General features: G+C 68.0%; 17 protein-coding genes. 11 read left to right on the plus strand and 6 right to left on the minus strand.

Annotation, left to right across the window (positions count from 1 at the left end; genetic code table 11):
* Both AB4Z37_RS09555 and AB4Z37_RS09560 read left to right on the plus strand, forming a co-directional pair.
* A partial coding sequence (locus AB4Z37_RS09555) for an autotransporter outer membrane beta-barrel domain-containing protein (RefSeq protein WP_441516485.1) occupies positions 1-1677 on the plus strand: 1677 nt, incomplete at its 5' end.
* Between the two features lie 565 nt (positions 1678-2242).
* Positions 2243-2569 (plus strand): hypothetical protein, encoded by a 327-nt coding sequence (locus AB4Z37_RS09560; protein ID WP_441516486.1) that lies wholly within the window; start codon positions 2243-2245, stop codon positions 2567-2569.
* Positions 2570-2709: 140 nt separating this feature from the next.
* Here the strand turns inward: AB4Z37_RS09560 and AB4Z37_RS09565 are convergent, their stop codons facing one another.
* The gene (locus AB4Z37_RS09565) at positions 2710-3603 is read right to left on the minus strand and encodes a LysR family transcriptional regulator (RefSeq protein WP_441516487.1); all 894 of its coding nucleotides are present in this window, start codon (positions 3601-3603) and stop codon (positions 2710-2712) included.
* A gap of 275 nt (positions 3604-3878) precedes the next feature.
* On the opposite strand from AB4Z37_RS09565, the gene AB4Z37_RS09570 reads away from it, so the two are divergent.
* Positions 3879-4451, plus strand: a complete 573-nt coding sequence (locus AB4Z37_RS09570; protein WP_441516488.1) for a hypothetical protein — start codon at positions 3879-3881, stop codon at positions 4449-4451.
* A 156-nt stretch (positions 4452-4607) separates the two neighbouring features.
* On the opposite strand, the gene AB4Z37_RS09575 is transcribed toward AB4Z37_RS09570, so the two are convergent.
* Positions 4608-5621 carry a LysR family transcriptional regulator gene (locus AB4Z37_RS09575; RefSeq protein ID WP_441516489.1) on the minus strand — a complete coding sequence of 338 codons (1014 nt, stop codon included), beginning with the start codon at positions 5619-5621 and terminating at the stop codon, positions 4608-4610.
* Positions 5622-5721: 100 nt separating this feature from the next.
* Between AB4Z37_RS09575 and AB4Z37_RS09580 the strand changes: the two genes are divergently transcribed.
* A complete protein-coding gene (locus tag AB4Z37_RS09580) occupies positions 5722-6561 on the plus strand; it encodes an oxidoreductase (RefSeq protein WP_441516490.1) in 840 nt (279 codons plus the stop codon).
* Positions 6562-6804: 243 nt separating this feature from the next.
* Positions 6805-7734 (plus strand): NmrA family NAD(P)-binding protein, encoded by a 930-nt coding sequence (locus tag AB4Z37_RS09585; RefSeq protein WP_441516491.1) that lies wholly within the window; start codon positions 6805-6807, stop codon positions 7732-7734.
* 24 nt (positions 7735-7758) lie between these two features.
* Here the strand turns inward: AB4Z37_RS09585 and AB4Z37_RS09590 are convergent, their stop codons facing one another.
* On the minus strand, positions 7759-8310 hold the full coding sequence (locus AB4Z37_RS09590; RefSeq protein WP_441516492.1) for a cupin domain-containing protein: 552 nt from the start codon (positions 8308-8310) through the stop codon (positions 7759-7761).
* Entirely contained in the window at positions 8295-8828 is a 534-nt protein-coding gene (locus AB4Z37_RS09595) for a sigma-70 family RNA polymerase sigma factor (protein ID WP_441516493.1), read from the minus strand. The genes AB4Z37_RS09590 and AB4Z37_RS09595 overlap by 16 nt, the downstream gene beginning before the upstream one ends.
* A 207-nt stretch (positions 8829-9035) precedes the next feature.
* Between AB4Z37_RS09595 and AB4Z37_RS09600 the strand changes: the two genes are divergently transcribed.
* Positions 9036-9701, plus strand: coding sequence for a sigma-70 family RNA polymerase sigma factor (locus tag AB4Z37_RS09600; RefSeq protein ID WP_441516494.1), 666 nt, complete (start codon positions 9036-9038; stop codon positions 9699-9701).
* A 43-nt stretch (positions 9702-9744) separates the two neighbouring features.
* Here AB4Z37_RS09600 and AB4Z37_RS09605 read toward each other — a convergent pair whose 3' ends face one another.
* On the minus strand, positions 9745-10449 hold the full coding sequence (locus tag AB4Z37_RS09605; RefSeq protein ID WP_441516495.1) for a sulfite exporter TauE/SafE family protein: 705 nt from the start codon (positions 10447-10449) through the stop codon (positions 9745-9747).
* A gap of 246 nt (positions 10450-10695) precedes the next feature.
* On the opposite strand from AB4Z37_RS09605, the gene AB4Z37_RS09610 reads away from it, so the two are divergent.
* Positions 10696-11385 carry a hypothetical protein gene (locus AB4Z37_RS09610; protein WP_441516496.1) on the plus strand — a complete coding sequence of 230 codons (690 nt, stop codon included), beginning with the start codon at positions 10696-10698 and terminating at the stop codon, positions 11383-11385.
* A 57-nt stretch (positions 11386-11442) separates the two neighbouring features.
* Here the strand turns inward: AB4Z37_RS09610 and AB4Z37_RS09615 are convergent, their stop codons facing one another.
* A complete protein-coding gene (locus tag AB4Z37_RS09615) occupies positions 11443-12297 on the minus strand; it encodes a hypothetical protein (protein WP_441516497.1) in 855 nt (284 codons plus the stop codon).
* 72 nt (positions 12298-12369) lie between these two features.
* On the opposite strand from AB4Z37_RS09615, the gene AB4Z37_RS09620 reads away from it, so the two are divergent.
* The 4 genes from AB4Z37_RS09620 (at position 12370) to AB4Z37_RS09635 (ending at position 15900) form a co-directional block, all read left to right on the plus strand.
* A complete protein-coding gene (locus AB4Z37_RS09620; RefSeq protein WP_441516498.1) occupies positions 12370-12975 on the plus strand; it encodes a hypothetical protein in 606 nt (201 codons plus the stop codon).
* Between the two features lie 107 nt (positions 12976-13082).
* Positions 13083-13319 carry a hypothetical protein gene (locus AB4Z37_RS09625; RefSeq protein ID WP_441516499.1) on the plus strand — a complete coding sequence of 79 codons (237 nt, stop codon included), beginning with the start codon at positions 13083-13085 and terminating at the stop codon, positions 13317-13319.
* A gap of 287 nt (positions 13320-13606) precedes the next feature.
* A complete protein-coding gene (locus AB4Z37_RS09630; RefSeq protein WP_441516500.1) occupies positions 13607-15070 on the plus strand; it encodes an aldehyde dehydrogenase family protein in 1464 nt (487 codons plus the stop codon).
* A gap of 80 nt (positions 15071-15150) precedes the next feature.
* Positions 15151-15900 carry a glucose 1-dehydrogenase gene (locus AB4Z37_RS09635; RefSeq protein ID WP_441516501.1) on the plus strand — a complete coding sequence of 250 codons (750 nt, stop codon included), beginning with the start codon at positions 15151-15153 and terminating at the stop codon, positions 15898-15900.
* Positions 15901-15916 lie beyond the last annotated feature (16 nt).

Consider the following 15916-nt stretch of genomic DNA (forward strand, 5'->3'; position numbering starts at 1 on the left):
ACGGCGTCGACGGCGTCGGTGACCGTCAATTCCGGCGGCACGCTGATGGGCCGCGGCATCATCGATCCGCCCTTCGTCACCATCAACAGCGGCGCCACCTTCGCGCCGGGGGGCGGTACGCCCGGCAGCTCGACCGGCATCGTCGGCGATCTCGCCCTCCAGTCCGGCGCGACCTATCTCGTCCAGGTCAATCCGGCGACGGCGTCCTTGGCCAACGTCACCGGCGCGGCGACGCTCGGCGGCGCCACCGTCAACGCCGTGTTCGCGAACGGCGGCTACATCAGCAAGACCTACACCATCCTGACCACCACCCGCGGCGTCTCCGGCACGTTCGCCGCGAACGTCGCCAACACCAACCTGCCGGCGAACTTCCACACCGGCCTGCGCTACGATGCCAACAACGCCTATCTCGATCTGGCGCTGAACTACACGCCGCCGCCGMCGCCGACCGCGCCCGGCTTTGGTAGCGGCCTGCCGCGCAAYCAGCAGGCGGTGGCCAATGCGCTGATCAATTCCTTCAACGCCAATGGCGGCATYCCGCTGGTCTATGGTGCGTTGACGCAAGGTGGCCTGACCCAGGCATCCGGCGAGCTCGGCGCCTCGTCGCAGCAGACGACCTTCAGCGCCATGGGCCAGTTCATGGGCATGCTCAGCGGGCCCGCGGGCGGCTGTGGCTTCCAGGTGCAGAGCGGCGACGACTGCTTCAACGGCGCGTCCGGCTCCGGCGTGCTCGGCTATGCCGACGAGCGCTCCGCGCGCAAGCGCGCGGGCGATGCCTTCGCGATGTTCACCAAGGCGCCGGCAGCCGGCATCGCCGATCCGCGCTGGAGCACCTGGGTGATGGGCTTCGGCGGTTCGCAGACCGCCGACGGCAATGCCATGACCGGCTCCAACACCGCGACCAGCAGCATCTACGGGACAGCGCTCGGCGCCGACTATCGCCTCGCCCCCGGCACCATCGTCGGCTTCGCCCTGGCCGGCGGCGGCACCAACTTCAGCATCGCCAATGGCGGCAGCGGGCGGTCGGATCTGTTCCAGGCCGGCGCCTATCTCCGCCACACCATCGGCGCCGCCTATCTCTCCGCGGCCGTCGGCTATGGCTGGCAGAACATCACCACCGACCGYACGGTGACGGCGGCGGGCCTCGACCGGCTGCGCGCCAGCTTCGATGCCAATGCCTGGAGCGGCCGCATCGAGAGCGGCTACCGCCTGGTCGCGCCGTCGATCGGCGGCATCGGTGGCTTCGGCGTCACGCCCTATGCGGCGGTGCAGGTCACGGCGTTCGACCTGCCGGCCTATGCCGAGCAGGCCGTCGCCGGAACCTCGACCTTCGCGCTCWACTACGCGTCGCGGAGCATCACCGACACGCGCAGCGAGCTCGGCCTGCGCACCGACAAGTCGTTCGCCGTGCAGGACGGCATCCTGACGCTGCGCAGCCGCTTCGCCTGGGCGCATGACTACAATCCCAACCGTTCGGTTGCGGCGACCTTCCAGGCGCTGCCGGGCRCGAGCTTCGTCGTCAACGGCGCGGCGCAGGCCGCCGATGCCGCACTGACGACCGCGTCGGCTGAAATGAAGTGGCGCAACGGCTGGTCGGCTGCCGCGACCTTCGAGGGCGAGTTCTCCAATGTCTCGCGCTCATATGGTGGCCGGGGCGTCGTTCGCTACAGCTGGTAACGAGTGTCGCCCGGCCATCCATGTCTTCCGTGTTGAAACGTCTTCCGTGCTGAAACGCTGTCAAGACATGGCTGCCCGGCACAAGGCCACGGCTGTCCGGTCCATTTTCGCAGTTCGCCGCACCAACGGGTGATTGCCGGACTTGATCCGGCAATCCAGCTTCCTCGCAGCATCACGTGAGTCCTTGAAGCTGGATCACCGGGTCCCGGCGCGAACCCGCAATCTCCATTGCTCATCCTGCTGCGTCGTCGAGAGGCCGGATCAGCGCTTCGCGGCGCCTGGCATGACGACGAGACGCATCCCCGCCCCCTGCCGGATCTTGTGCCGCACATCGGATCTCTCCGATCGGCGGAGGCGCCGCAATCATGACGAATTGAATCAAAAGCATCGTATTTTCTCAACTTTTTTTTAATGAAACTTTCGCGCGACAAGATGAACGCGAGACTAAGCAGGTGCGGACGCCTCGCGTGGCTGACAATGTAGGTCCGCACACTCCAATCACGTGCGCGTCAGCATGCGGCAGGGACAGTCGGCGCCGCGAACATGAGTCTTCAGGGGCAATTTCATGACGGCGAAGAAGAAGCGCGGGCAACGGGCAGCGGCGAATGAGGCTGCTGCGGACAAGCACGATCCGGCCAACACCTTCTCATTGCCCGCGCAGGCCGCCGCCGTCGATCAGTGGGCCAACATCTTCCATATCCAGACCAACCCGCTGGGCGTGCGCTTGTGGTTCGGCACCACGCGGGGCGATGCGAGCGACGCGGCCGACATCCGCGCCGCCGTGTTCCTGCCCGGCGACATCGGCCGCCTGTTCCTCGCCCACGCCCGCGCGCTGGCGGAAACGCATAAGCCCAGGCCGGACGCGATGCCGGGCAAGCGCAACCTCAACTGAGGCTGGCCAGCCGGCCGTCAGCGAAGCCGCGATCGGCCGCAACCAGGGCTCTCCTATTTGCATCCGGCACCGGATCCTTCGGCGTCGGCGTCGCCATCCGATCCGGAACCACAAGTGATGCCAATGTGAGAACCGGGACACTACGACGCTGCCCCGGCCAGCCTGCCGGCGCGGGAGAGCAGCAGTTTCAGCACCGGAGAAGCGTTCGCCTTGTGATGGGCGATGACCAGGTCAACGGTGGGCACGTCCCCGTGCACCGGACGGGTGGTGATCGATTCCGGCAGATACCGCGCGGTGTAGGCCGGCAGCATCATGACGGCGCGTGTCGATGTGATCATGGAAATGGCATGGACGACGTTGTGCACTTCATGGTCCGGCTTGAGATCGATGCCGGCGCGGCTGAAATAGTCCAGTACGACGCGGCGCACCGCGGGGGCGGACCTCGACGGAAGATAGAAGGTTTCGTTCACGACTTCGTTCGCGGCGACGGTGGCCTGTGAAGCCAGGCGATGGTCGCTCGGAAACACGAAAACCAACGGGTCCGTCCGCACGCGCCGATAGGCGAGGTCTGCCGCGTTGTCTTCCTGCCGCATGAACGCCGCATCGAGCCTGCGTCTCATCAGCGCCCTGGCCAGCACGGGGGAATAATCGCTCGACAGGCGCAGCTCGATGCCGGGAAACGCGTCGCGCAGGACGCGGTCGACTTCAGGTAGCAGGCCGATTTCCGCGCCGGAGATGAAGCCGAGGGCAAACGTCGGTCGTGCCGGCCTCGCGGCGCGCAGGGCTGCTTCCTTGGCGGCCTCGGCCTGCAGCAATGCCATGCGTGCATGGTCGAGAAACGCCTTGCCGGCCGATGTCAGCTCGACGCCATGGGCACCGCGAGTCATCAGCTGAACGCCGACTTCCTGTTCGAGGTCCCGGATCTGCCGGCTCAGCGATGGCTGCGAGGTGTGGAGCTTCTGCTCGGCGGCAACGGTGAGGCTGCCGGCATCGGCGACGGCGATGAAATAGCGCAGATGCCGTAGCTCCATCATAATCACCCATATCCCGGAAGCATGGGGCCAGCTTACAAAGTCTTTTTCAGGCGAGCCAGCGCTCTCTAGAAATGCTGCCGACGGGGTCTGCCTTGCAGGCAGGGCCTATCGCGGCGTGGCCCGTCTGGTCCGTACCCCCGGGCTGGCGCGGCGGCAGCCGCTGGAGCGTGCGCGGGGGGAGCGGCATGAGAACAGCATTCGTGGTTCTCCTGGTTATCGCGGGGCTTGGCGGGGCCGCGGCGCAGTCCCCCGGCAATCAAGCGAGGTCAGGTGGCATGGCAGCAGATGCAACGGCAATCAAGCAGGCGATGCAGGGAGACTGGGTGAGCATTGCCCCGGAGATCCGGCCAAGCGCGAGCAAGAACCCGGACGGCTCGCTCAAGCCGTTCTATCTCACGCGCGCGTTCAGGTATCATCCGTCGGATCGCTTCGAGCTCGAGATCGTCAACTCGGCCGATCCCTACGGGGCCGTGCCGCTCGCGCGCATCAGGATCGGCGGGCACATGTTCTGGCAGGGCCCCCATCCGGTCGCTCCAGGCGCCCAGAAGGTCGATTTCGTCGCCGATGAAGCCTATGAGGTCACGCCTCTCGCGCAGGGGTTCGCCGATGTCCTCAACAAGGTCGCGTCGGCTGGCTACGCGCCATGGGCCGTCAATGCGCCCCAGAGCATTTTCGGCAAGACGTTTGTCCCCTTCGGTCTCAAGGAGGGAACGAACTTCATGGAATACGACCTCGTCTATCTCAGGGGCGAGCTGTTGTTCTGGGGCGCGCGCAATGTCGACGGCCGCGGCTTCGACACCGAGCAAAACCGCCCGACCAACCTGCAGATCCCGCTGGTCCGGAAGTAGCCGTCGTCTTCGCGGCTGCGCTTGATGTGCACCCTCTCTGCTTGTTGTCGTCGCCGGCACGGAGGCCTGTCGCGCAGCCCGGTTGTTGCGGACCGGTTGCGCAGCACGGCGTGAATGGCCGGGACAAGCCGCGGCTGATCGGTCGGCGGTCTGTCGTCAGCGCTTGTTGGTCTTGGTCTTGGTCTTGGCGTTGGCCTTGCCGGAGCGCGGCAAACCGTCTGTCGCCGTTGCGCCGGGCGTTCTGGCGCGCGCGAGAACCGGTGTTCCCGACAGCAACGACTTTCGTTTCTCGCGCAGCAGGTCGACGAAGGCACGAAGTCCCGCGGTCATGTGGCGGTGAGGGGGATAATAAAGCCGCAGCCCCGGGAATGGCGGCGTCCAGTCTTCCAGCACGGCCTTCAGCGCTCCGGAAGCCAGATGCCCGGCCACCCAGAAGTCGCTGAGGAAGGCGAGGCCGACACCCTCGAGCGCGGCGTCGACCATCAGCAGGTCGTTGTCCAGCGTCAGCCGGCCCGGCACATCCAGCGACATCTCCTCGCCACGTTTTTCGAACTCCCAGCGATAGAGCTTGCCGCCGGGCAGCCGCCGGCGGATGCAGGCATGGGCGAGCAGGTCCGCGGGGGATCGCAGCGCGGGCGCGTGGTCGAGATAGGCGGGTGCGCCGACCACGATGAAACGCGAATCCGGGCCGCAGGGCACCGCGACCATGTCCTGCGGAACGGCCTCCGCCAGGCGAACGCCGGCATCGAAGCCCTCCGCGACGATATCGATGGGGCGGCCCTCGATCACCAGTTCGACATTCATGTCGGGATAGCGCCTGAGATAGGCCGCGACCACCGGGCGCAGGATCTGGTGCGCGGCGCGCTCTTTCAGATTGATCCGGAGCGTTCCCGTCGGGGTATCCCGAAACGCGTTGACGTCCTCCATGGCGCCGGCGATTTCCTGCAGCGCCGGCCTGACCCGCGCCAGGAAGCGCTCGCCGGCTTCCGACAAGGCGACACTGCGGGTGGTGCGATTGATGAGACGGACGCCGAGCCGCGCCTCCAGTCCCGCGATCGCGTGGCTGAGCGCCGACGGCGAAATGCCGAGCTCGGCCGCGGCGGCGCGAAAGCTGCGATGCGCCGAAATCGCCCCCACGGCGTTCAGCTCGAACAGGCCGGTCTCCAGCATTGTGCAATTTCCTTCATCAGATCATTTAATTTTATCCTGATTGTTGCATCAATCAACCGCCCTATCTTGAGCCGGCAATCGATCAGGAAAGGAGCCTGCCATGACAACAACATCGGCCAAGACATTTCTCATCACCGGCGTGTCGTCCGGATTCGGCCGCGCGCTGGCGGAGGCGGCGCTGCGTGACGGCCATGTCGTCGCCGGAACCGTGCGCAAGGCGAGCGACGGGGAGGCGTTCGAAGCGTTGGGGTCGAACGCGCATGCGGTGATCCTCGATGTCACCGACACGGCGCGGATCGCGCCCGCGGTGGCCGCGATCGAGGCCCGCGTCGGCGCGATCGACGTGCTCGTCAACAACGCCGGCTACGGCCATGAAGGCATTCTCGAGGAATCGTCGATCGACGACCTGCGGCGCCAGTTCGAGGTCAATGTGTTCGGCGCCGTGGCGATGATCCAGGCGGTGCTGCCCGCGATGCGCAGGCGGCGCAGCGGGCATATCCTCAACATCACCTCGATGGGCGGCATCGCCACGTTTCCGGGCCTCAGCTACTACCATGGCAGCAAGTTCGCGCTGGAGGGGATTTCGGAGACGCTCGGCAAGGAGGTCAGGGATCTCGGCATCAAGGTGACCGCGATCGAGCCGGGTGGTTTCCGCACGGACTGGGCAGGACGTTCGATGGTGCGGGCGGAACGATCGATCGCGGATTACGACGCGATCTTCGAGCCGATCCGCAAGCGCCGCATCGAATTCAGCGGCCGGCAGGTCGGCGATCCGGCCAAGGCCGCGCAGGCGATGCTCAAAGTCGCGATGTCGGACCATCCGCCGGCGCATCTGCTGCTCGGCAGCGACGCCGTGCGGTATGTCGAGGACAAGATCAAGTCGCTGCAGGCCGACTTCGACGCCTGGAGGGACGTCTCGCTCACCACCGACGCGACGTGACTCTGACGCGCTGCGCGTTTCTGCGTTGACGGCGCTCCTCCGGTCTGCTCAAACCGCATCGTCGAAAATGGCTGGCTTGGTCTGGGTAGGCCCAAGCCCTTCCTCCTTCCGGGGAGAAGCTCTGTTCGCGTGCGCGGCACGCGAACCCCCGACAGTCCCGCGCCGCGTGCGCATTCCTGGGTCTGTCCGGTGGCCACACCGACCTCGCTGCTCCGGCGGACCCCGACCGAAGGAGCCGTTCGAATGTCCCCCGATCTGTCGAGGCCTGTTCTCGTCACCCTTGCCAACGGCGTCCAGGGCGGCGCCGTCGTGCGCGCGGCGCTGGCCCGCGGCCTCAAGGTTCGCGCGCTGGTGCGCGACCGCGCCAAGGCGCAGCCGCTGGCCACGCTCGGTGCCGAGATTGTCGTCGGCGACCTCGGCGATGCCGCATCGCTGGCGGCGGCAAGCCGCGGCGCCGGGGCGCTGGTGTTGCAGGTGCCGATCGGGCCGCTCGACGCGATGCGCGCGCAGGCCGTGCATGCGCTCGCTGCCGCCAGGGCCGGCGGTGTGTCCGCGCTCATTCTCAAGCTCGCCAGCGCCAGCCGGCCGGCGCCGTGCGAGGAGCCGAGTTTCGTCGCCAGCGCGGCGGTCGAGCGGGAGGTGCGCCATGCGGGCCTGCCATTCGCGGTGGTGCGGCCGACGATGTATCTGGACAACCTTCTGAAGCCCTCCGCGCTGGCTGAGATCGCGACCGCGGGCGTGTTCGCGCCGCCGATCGCCGTCCGCCAGCGCATCGCCTGGACCAGTGCGGCGGACTGTGCCGCGGCGGCGGTGACGCTGCTCATGCGCGGCGCGTTCGGCGGCGATCATCGCATCGCCGGGCCGGAGAGCGTCACAGGGGACGAACTGGCCGCGCGCATCTCCGAAGGGCTCGGCAGGCGGATGGTGTATCGGGCGCAGCCGCTCGACGACTTCGAACGTGACGTCGATGCGGCTATGGGCCTAGGCACGGGGCGCCGCGTCGTGTCCAAATTCCGCTTCTTCGCGTCCCATCCGGCGGAGGCCGATGCCATCCTCGCCGGCGCCTTCGCGCCGCAGCCGGGGCTCGGCGATTTTCAGCCACAGGGGATCGCCGACTGGGCGCGGAGACATCTGCGGCCGGCGGTGGAGGCGATGGCGTCGGTGCCGAGCTGAAGGCGGGCGAGCGCCGCGCCGCCCTCACAGCTCCATGCCGACCACGACATGCAGCAGGCAGCCCGCCGTGCTGACCCCGGTCTGGTGCACGGTGCCGGCGTGCGCGAGATGGAAGTCGCCGGCCCGCAGCACGAGGTCGCCGAACTGCAGGTCGCCCTCGATCACCAGGCATTCCTCATCGATGTCGTGGGGGTGCGAGCGGTAGATCGCGCCCGGCTGCATCCGGATCAGCAGGGTCTGGCGCTGCAGCTGGTCGTCGACATTGAGCACGCGGTAGGTGATGCCGTCGGCATAGGCCAGCCATTCGGCTGCGGCGGCGCGCTTGGTCAGCGTGCCGGGCAGGGTCATGCCATCGTCGTCGATGCGGGCGAGAATCTGCTCGAATGTGCCGGGCGGCACAGCCTCGTCCGCGGCGTCGTCCAGCGGGGCAAGGCGCGCCTGCCAGCTGTCGACCTCGGCGCGCAGCGCCGGGTCGGCGGCGAGCTGCCGTTCGAACGCCTGGCGCTGGTCGCCGCGCAGCAGGCCCAGCGCATACTCCGCCGCCTGGGTGGCTTCAGGCTTCACTGGCTCAGGCATATCCGCAGTTGTCCGATCGCACGATGGATCCAGGTCTTCACTGTTCCCAGAGGTACGGCCGCCACGGCCGAAAGTTCTTCATAGCTCAGGCCGTAATGATAGGCCATTACGACGCAGCGGCGATGTTCCTCCTTCAGGCCGCCGAGGCAGCGCTGCAGGTCGCGCCCGAGCGCCGGATCGCCGGGCGCGGACAGCCGCCCGACCATGGCGGCGACATCCTCGTCGCTCAGCGACAGCGCCGCCGCCGGCCGCTCCGCCAGGCGGTTCAGCACCACGCTGCGCGCCACCGCCCGCATCCAGCCGAGCGCGTCGCCGCGCCCGCGGTCGAACTGCGGCGACTTCTCCCAGATCCGCACCATGACGTCCTGCAGGGCGTCCCGCGCGGCTTCGGTATCGCGCATCAAGCGCTTGCAAATGCTGAACAATCGCGGAGCGGCGACATGATAGAGGTCGCGGAACGCGACGCGGTCGCCGGTGGCGACCTGTTCCAGGATGGCTGTGAGTTCGTCGTCGATCACCGTCAGCCCCGTCCCGACAGGTTCCGTCACTCTTCGGTATAGGGGGGCTAAAAATACGGATCAACTCGAAAAGGTTTCGCGCGCCCGGGCATTGTCCCGCCGCGGCAAAAAATCGGCGGGCGCTGAAACAATCCGGTCCGCTCCCCTGTATTCGCTGACAGAGGGGCTTCCGGCCGTCGCCGGGAGGAACATGACCGGGGGAATGCCATGCCTGCCAGCGGTGCCGATCCTGCGAGCCACGGCCTCGCCGATATCGTCATTGCCGTTGCCGCCGGCGACCGCGCGGCTTTCGCTCGCCTCTATGGCCTCACCAACCGCAAGCTCTGGGCGGTCGCGACACGTATCCTGCGCGATCGCACGGCAGCTGAGGATGTCGTGCAGGAAGCCTATGTGCGCATCTGGCGCAGCGCCGCGGCGTTCGATCCGGCGCGGGCCTCGCCGATCACCTGGATGTCGACCATCGTGCGCCACTGCGCCATCGACGTGCTGCGCAAGCAGCAGCTCGAGCCGGTGACGGGCGATGACGACGGCGCCAGCCTGCAGGTCGCGGCCGAGGACGTCGATCCGGCCGGCGAGCTCGACCGCGCGCGCCGGCGCGCCATCGCCTATGCCGCGATCCGGCGGATGGATCCGGCGCAGCGCCGTTTGATGCTGCAGGCCTATCTGCGTGCGGAAAGCCGCGAGAGCCTCGCCCGCGGCCACGGCCTGCCGACCGGCACGGTCAAGACCCATCTGCGGCGCTCGCTGCTCGCCTTGCGCCACACCATCCAGTGCGAGGAGGCGCGCGGCCGGAGCCGCGGCGGCGCGCGCAACGATCTCAGGGAGAACCGCAGCCCAGCCATCGCCACCCGCCACCGTCATGCGCGCGCCTGACCACGGCTGTCCGGAGCGGCTGTCAGGTGCTGGCTCGTGCGCTTCAGCCGAAGCGGCACCATGCCGGCAGCGTTTCGGGCGGCAGCATGCTGACGATGCCGAGCGTGAGGACCGCAAGCCCCATCGCCGTCTGCAGGCGCGGCGTGCGCGCCCGCGCCCGCAGCCATGGCAGGCCGAGGCCGGCGCCCATCACCGGTACCAAGGTGCCAAGCCCGAAGCCGAGCATCACCAGCGCGCCATGCAGCGCGCTGCCCGCCAGCATGGCGTAGAACAGCGCCGCATAGACCATGGCGCAGGGAAAGAAGCCCCACACGCAGCCGGCGGCGAACAGGCCGGCGCGGTGGGCCGGCAGGCGCGTCGAGAGGCGGCCGATCGTGCGGCTGATCACGGCGCCGAGCCGCAGCAATGGATCGGGCAGCGGCAGCGCGCCGAGCAGCGACAGTCCGATCAGCCCCAGCGAGACCGCCGCAGCCCAGCGCAGCGCGACATGGGCGAGGGTGCGGTCGAGCGCGCCGAACATCTGTGTGCCGAGCGCGCCGACCAGGGCTCCCGCCAGCACATAGCCACTGATCCGCCCGGCATTGATCAGCAGCGTCGGCCCGACAAGCCGGCGCAGCGACGGCCCGCCGGGCGCCGCAAGGCTGAGGCTCGCGGCGATGCCGCCGCACATGCCGAGGCAATGCAGGCTCGACGCGAGGCCGAGCAGCAGGCCGGCGACGAGAACAGGCTGGTCGACGTCGAACACCACAGCAATTGTCTCCGGGCGCGTGTTGTTCCCCTTCGCAGGTTCGCGCCGAACCCGCCGGAAACACCACGAACGTGCAATGTGCGACACTGGCCCAGGCGCGCCACGCCCGCCTTGCGCTGCATCAAGGCGGCCTTCGCGCGAAGCGGGCCTGGCGCTTATCCACGAACTCCCCGCTTGACGTGATTGCGTCGTGACGGCTTGTCGATCAGTCTTGCGAGAATTGGCCTGCTGTGAGGGATCTGGCGAATGCATGTGCTGACGTCGGAACGCGGTATCGGACGGCCGGTGAGGAGCGTCGTGCGCCAGAGCCCCGTCTACAGCCGTCCGCTGGCGCTGCACGTCTGCCGTCTGCTGCGCGCCGGACAGTCGCTGCGCACGATCTGCGCGGCGCCGGGCATGCCGGGGGCGCGTACGGTACGCGATTGGGTGGCGCAGGACCGCGACGGCTTTGCGGCGCGTTACCGCCGTGTCAGCAAACGCAAGGGGCCGGTGAGCCGTTACAGCGAGCGGATCGCGGCGCAAATCTGCGCCGAACTCGCCGCCGGCCGGCCGCTGCGCGACATCTGCCGGGCCAAGGGCATGCCGCGCCACACCACCGTGCTGCGCTGGGCGTGGGCCGATCATCATTGCTTCGCTGCGCGCTATGACGCCGCCCGCGCGCTCGGCTACCAGCGCCTGTTCGACGACATCCTGGAGATCGCCGACGACAGCCGCGACGACTGGCGGCCGGGGCCCGCCGGCAGCGTGGTGCATGATCCCGGCGCGATCACGCGCGCCGAGCTGAAGATCGCCCGCCGCCGCCATCGCCTCGCCGCGGCGCTGCCGAAGCGCGAGGTCGGGGATCCGTCGTGCTCACCCGCGATGCCGCCGCGCGACCCGTTGGACGCGGTGATGGACGAGATCGGGCGGCGCTCTGCCGGCCTCGGCGATGACTGACGGCCGATGGCACTGGCGTGTCGGCGCTGCCCGAAACCTCTGTCGGGCGCGATGGTCCTATCGCGCCACGCCACCCGGCAGTTGCTTCACCATTTCGCATTGAGCGTCGCGCCCGGTCTGCTTTTCCCGGCTGTCGAACAGCTCCATGCCCTGGCGCATCAACTCCTTCACGCGATCCTCGCCCAGGAGCGGCATGCATTTGCGGACGTCCTCGACCCAGTTGCTGGTGTCATGGCGGAAGTTGCACTGAAGCTGCGCCCGGCCGATCACGCCATAAACCGTGACGATCCGCTCGCAGCTTTCGGCTCGGCTGTCGGCAAGGGCGACGCCCATGAAGGTCTCGGTCTGCTCGCGAGCCCTGAGCGTGGCCGAGAGCTTGCGTCCGTCGCGCAGGATCGCGCGGCAGCTCAACTCGACATTGCCCCCTGCCTTGCGCGCGAACGCGCACTGGCCGTCTGCCTCCACACGCTGCTGGTTGATATAGGCGCCGTCGAGCCACAGCACGCTTGCGTCCTGTCCCGTGGTCTCGAGCTTCTGCCCGGCGAAGCCGACGGTGGCGATGTCTTTGGCCACGAAGTTGACGAGGTGGCGGCCATTGCCGAGGCGGCTGTAGACGGCTCCTTTCGGGCAGCCGATGTCGGCCTCGTTGAGAACGACCTTGCATGGTCCAGCCTGCATGGCGATGACAGCGTCGCCAACTTGCGTTTGCGCGACGGCTGGCGCTGCGAGGCCGCAGGCAAGGACGAGCGCGATCCAAATGCGTGACGACGAAATCATAAGCATTCCCCTGAAAATATCGGACCAATGCTCAGCTCTGTAGGGTAACTCGTCCGATAAATCGATAACGGCTTGTTGAAAGTGATCGGACGAGCGAGGCCGAGTGGTGTCTGAAGGTATTGGAGGCGGGGCCATCGAACCGATACACGGGGATGGACCCCAAAGATCGGGGCGCCGTGATTTTGCGGCACGGACAGGGGGCAGAGAATGCAGGCGGTGACCCGGCGATGGCGATTTTGGCCGCGGCTTATTGCTGTCATCGGTGCCGGCTTCGTGATCTCCTCCGCCATCACCGCGACGTTCGCGCCCTGGGCGTTCTTTCTCGGCGGCCGCTTTCACTGGCTGCCGACGTGGCAGGGCATCGGCGTCGTGGAGGCGCCCGGGCATGGCCGCTTCGGCTTACGCGTGCGGCTCTATCCCAGTCCGCGTGGCACCGGCTTCGGCGGCACCTATGTGCGGGGCGTTGCCGAGCTGTGCACGCCGGCGGGTGAGAGCTTTGCGCTCAACCTGCAGGGTGGCACAGGCGAAACCGTCGGCGCCGACATGAACGGCCATGCGCTGTCGTTCTCTCTCGCCAATCGGCCTGTCGGGTGGTGGATCCAGGGGAGCTACGAGACCTGGCGGCCGCGGCTGTTGTTGCGCGGACGCTGGACCAATCCCGACCTGCTGCTCGACGACGACGGCACGCTGGCGCGCGAGTTCGCGGCCGACGGTCGGCTGAATGCGCATCCCGGCGCGGTGGGCCCAGTCGCGCATGGCGCGTTGCGCGAAGGCACGAGCGACGATTTTGCCGCGCTCTGCCGGCAGTTGTGAACGCGCCGTGCCAGCGTAAAGATTCATCGTCAATACAGGTGCCACGCACCTACCACCCTTAACCATGGCGCGCGCGCTAAGCCTGCGCCATGTGGAGATGGCGGGCCATGTGGCTTCTGGTTGCGATCGCCCTCGTGGTGGGCGCGCTGTTCGTGCTGAGCGTGCGGGCGTGGATCTCGATCCTGAGCCAGGAGACCGATCGCCGCGCCTGCCCCGCCTGCAAGGCGCGCATGATGGTGACAACGCTGCCGGACGCACATGGGCTGAGCTATCAGTGCACGCGCTGCGGGCGGGTGCTGCCGTTCGTGCAGGGGCGCCGCGATGCTCTGCCGCCGTCGGGATGACGCGCGCCGCCGCGGCAACGTTTCAGGGCGGGCCGGGTGCCTGCGCGGCGATCGACCCACGTTGCGGGTCGGTTGCGGTGCGGCGGAGAATCTGCTTCTGCATCAGGCGCATATGAGGCGTGCATTGCGGCGGGACGCGGTTTGACAGCCGCCAGTCGAGCGCCGAAAATCGCAGTCTCGTGTCTTCGGCTTCGCCGCGCGCGCGGAACCTGCGGACGACGGCCGTTCGCGTTCTGCCACTGCGTCTGCCGCGGCGAGCCCAACACCAACGGCATCAGGACGATCCCATGAACAGGCCCCTCACGCTGCCGCCCGCCAAGGGCGTCTTCATCAACAACAAATGGCAGCCGTCGCAGGCCGGCAAGACCGTGCCGCTGCTGGCGCCGGCCACCGGCCAGGTGATCACCACGCTCGCCGCCGGTGATGCCGCCGATATCGACCGCGCGGTGGCTGCGGCGCGCCATGCGCTGGAGGAGGGGGCCTGGGGCCGTCTCACCGCCATCGAGCGCGGCCGGCTGCTGCTGCGTCTCGCCCGCCTGATCGAGGATCATGCCGACGAGCTGACGCTGCTGGAGGCCACCGACACCGGCAAGCCGATGAAGCAGGCCCGCGCCGATGCGGTGGCGCTGGCGCGCTACTTCGAATATTACGGCGCCGCCGCCGACAAGGTGCATGGCGACACCATTCCCTTCCTCGACGGCTACCTGGTTTCAACGCTGTACGAGCCGCTCGGTGTCGTCGGCCACATCATTCCCTGGAACTATCCGGGACAGATCTTCGGCCGCACCGTCGGCGCATCGCTCGCCATGGGCAACGCCTCGGTGGTGAAGCCGGCGGAAGAGGCCTGTCTCGTGGTGCTGCGCGTCGCCGAGCTCGCCGTCGAAGCCGGCTTCCCCGAGGGCGCGCTCAATGTCGTGCCGGGCCTCGGCGAGGTGGCGGGCGCGGCGCTGTCGGCGCATCGCGGCATCGACTTTATCTCGTTCACAGGCAGCCCCGAGGTCGGGACCCTGGTGCAGACCGCGGCGGCGAGGAACCACATCGGCTGCACGCTCGAGCTCGGCGGCAAGTCGCCGCAGATCGTGTTCGCGGATGCCGACCTCGACGCGGCGCTGGCGTCCGTCACCGTCGCGATCATCCAGAACGCCGGCCAGACCTGCTCAGCGGGCTCGCGCGTGCTGGTCGAGCGCTCGATCTGGGATCGCGTGCTCGCCGACCTGAAAGTTCGGTTCGAGAAGCTGAGGGCCGGCACGCCGGAGATGGACCTCGACCTCGGCCCGGTGGTCAGCGCCGGCCAGAAGACGCGCATCGCGGCGATGCTGGCGCGCGCCGAAGCCGCTGGCGCGACCGTGGTGGCGCGCGGCGCCATCGCCGATGGCGCGCCGGCCGAGGGCTTCTATGTGCCGCCGGCACTCTATTCCCATGTCGATCCGAAGTCGGAGCTCGGCCAGCTCGAAGTGTTCGGCCCGGTGCTCGCGGCGATGCCGTTCGACGACGAGGCCGATGCCATTCGTCTTGCCAACGGCACCGACTATGGCCTCGTCGCCGGCGTCTGGTCGAAGGACGGCTCGCGCGCGCTGCGCGTGGCGCGAAAAGTTCGTGTCGGCCAGATGTTCGTCAACGGCTATGGCGCCGGCGGCGGCATCGAGCTGCCGTTCGGCGGCATGAAGAAGTCCGGCCACGGCCGCGAGAAGGGCTTTGAGGCGCTCTACGAGTTCGCCGCGATGAAGACCCTGGTGGTCAAGCACGGCTGACGTTTTCAAATCCCGTCACGCCTGCGGCAAGCCCGGCGGGGACGACACACAGGCTCATCAGTTCAACAAGGACCAGCAACATGCGACTGCAAGGTAAATCCGCCATCGTCACCGGAGGCGCGTCGGGCTTCGGCGAGGAGATCGTCCATGCCTTCGTGCGCGAGGGCGCGGGCGTGGTGATCCTCGATCTCAATGGCGAGGGCGCGGCCAAGGTGGCGGCGGCGGCCGGCAAGGGCGCGGTCGCGGTTGGCGGCGACGTCACCAGGAAGGCGGATATCGAGCGCGCGGTGCAGCAGGCGGTGTCGTCGTTCGGCAAGCTCGACATCGTCGTCAACAACGCCGGCTGGACTTTCCGCAACAAACCGTTGCTCGAGGTCACCGAAGATGAGTTCGACAAGGTGTTCGCCATCAACGTCAAGTCGATCTACCTGATGACCAACGCCGCCGTGCCGGTGATGAGGCAGCAAAAGTCCGGCCGCATCATCAACATCGGCTCGACCGCCGGCGTGCGGCCGCGGCCGGGGCTGACCTGGTACAACGCCACCAAGGGCGCGGTGAACCTGCTGTCGAAGTCGATGGCCCTCGACCTCGCGCCGGACAATATCCGCGTCAACTGCATCGCGCCGGTGATCGGCGCCACCGCGCTGCTGGAATCGTTCATGGGCGTGCCGGACACGCCGGAGAACCGCGCCAAGTTCGTCTCGACCATTCCGCTGGGACGGATGTCCAAGCCGTCCGACATCGCCAGCGCCTGTGTGTACCTGGCGAGCGACGAGGCCGAATTCCTCACCGGCGTGGTGCTGCCGGTCGACGGTGGCCGCACGATCTGACCGTGTCAGGATGACG

This window comes from Bradyrhizobium sp. 2TAF24 (assembly GCF_052115025.1).
In the GTDB taxonomy this organism is placed as follows: Bacteria; Pseudomonadota; Alphaproteobacteria; order Rhizobiales; family Xanthobacteraceae; genus Bradyrhizobium_A.

What these genes read in the sequence shown, in the direction of transcription:
- AB4Z37_RS09615 (WP_441516497.1), bottom strand. Translation starts at nt 12,297, where the DNA reads ATGGCCCCGCCTCCAATACCTTCAGACACCACTCGGCCTCGCTCGTCC.
- AB4Z37_RS09630 (WP_441516500.1), top strand. Translation starts at nt 13,607, where the DNA reads ATGAACAGGCCCCTCACGCTGCCGCCCGCCAAGGGCGTCTTCATCAAC.
- AB4Z37_RS09620 (WP_441516498.1), top strand. Translation starts at nt 12,370, where the DNA reads ATGCAGGCGGTGACCCGGCGATGGCGATTTTGGCCGCGGCTTATTGCT.
- AB4Z37_RS09575 (WP_441516489.1), bottom strand. Translation starts at nt 5,621, where the DNA reads ATGCTGGAGACCGGCCTGTTCGAGCTGAACGCCGTGGGGGCGATTTCG.
- AB4Z37_RS09625 (WP_441516499.1), top strand. Translation starts at nt 13,083, where the DNA reads ATGTGGCTTCTGGTTGCGATCGCCCTCGTGGTGGGCGCGCTGTTCGTG.
- AB4Z37_RS09580 (WP_441516490.1), top strand. Translation starts at nt 5,722, where the DNA reads ATGACAACAACATCGGCCAAGACATTTCTCATCACCGGCGTGTCGTCC.
- AB4Z37_RS09600 (WP_441516494.1), top strand. Translation starts at nt 9,036, where the DNA reads ATGCCTGCCAGCGGTGCCGATCCTGCGAGCCACGGCCTCGCCGATATC.
- AB4Z37_RS09590 (WP_441516492.1), bottom strand. Translation starts at nt 8,310, where the DNA reads ATGCCTGAGCCAGTGAAGCCTGAAGCCACCCAGGCGGCGGAGTATGCG.
- AB4Z37_RS09610 (WP_441516496.1), top strand. Translation starts at nt 10,696, where the DNA reads ATGCATGTGCTGACGTCGGAACGCGGTATCGGACGGCCGGTGAGGAGC.
- AB4Z37_RS09565 (WP_441516487.1), bottom strand. Translation starts at nt 3,603, where the DNA reads ATGATGGAGCTACGGCATCTGCGCTATTTCATCGCCGTCGCCGATGCC.
- AB4Z37_RS09560 (WP_441516486.1), top strand. Translation starts at nt 2,243, where the DNA reads ATGACGGCGAAGAAGAAGCGCGGGCAACGGGCAGCGGCGAATGAGGCT.
- AB4Z37_RS09585 (WP_441516491.1), top strand. Translation starts at nt 6,805, where the DNA reads ATGTCCCCCGATCTGTCGAGGCCTGTTCTCGTCACCCTTGCCAACGGC.
- AB4Z37_RS09570 (WP_441516488.1), top strand. Translation starts at nt 3,879, where the DNA reads ATGGCAGCAGATGCAACGGCAATCAAGCAGGCGATGCAGGGAGACTGG.
- AB4Z37_RS09635 (WP_441516501.1), top strand. Translation starts at nt 15,151, where the DNA reads ATGCGACTGCAAGGTAAATCCGCCATCGTCACCGGAGGCGCGTCGGGC.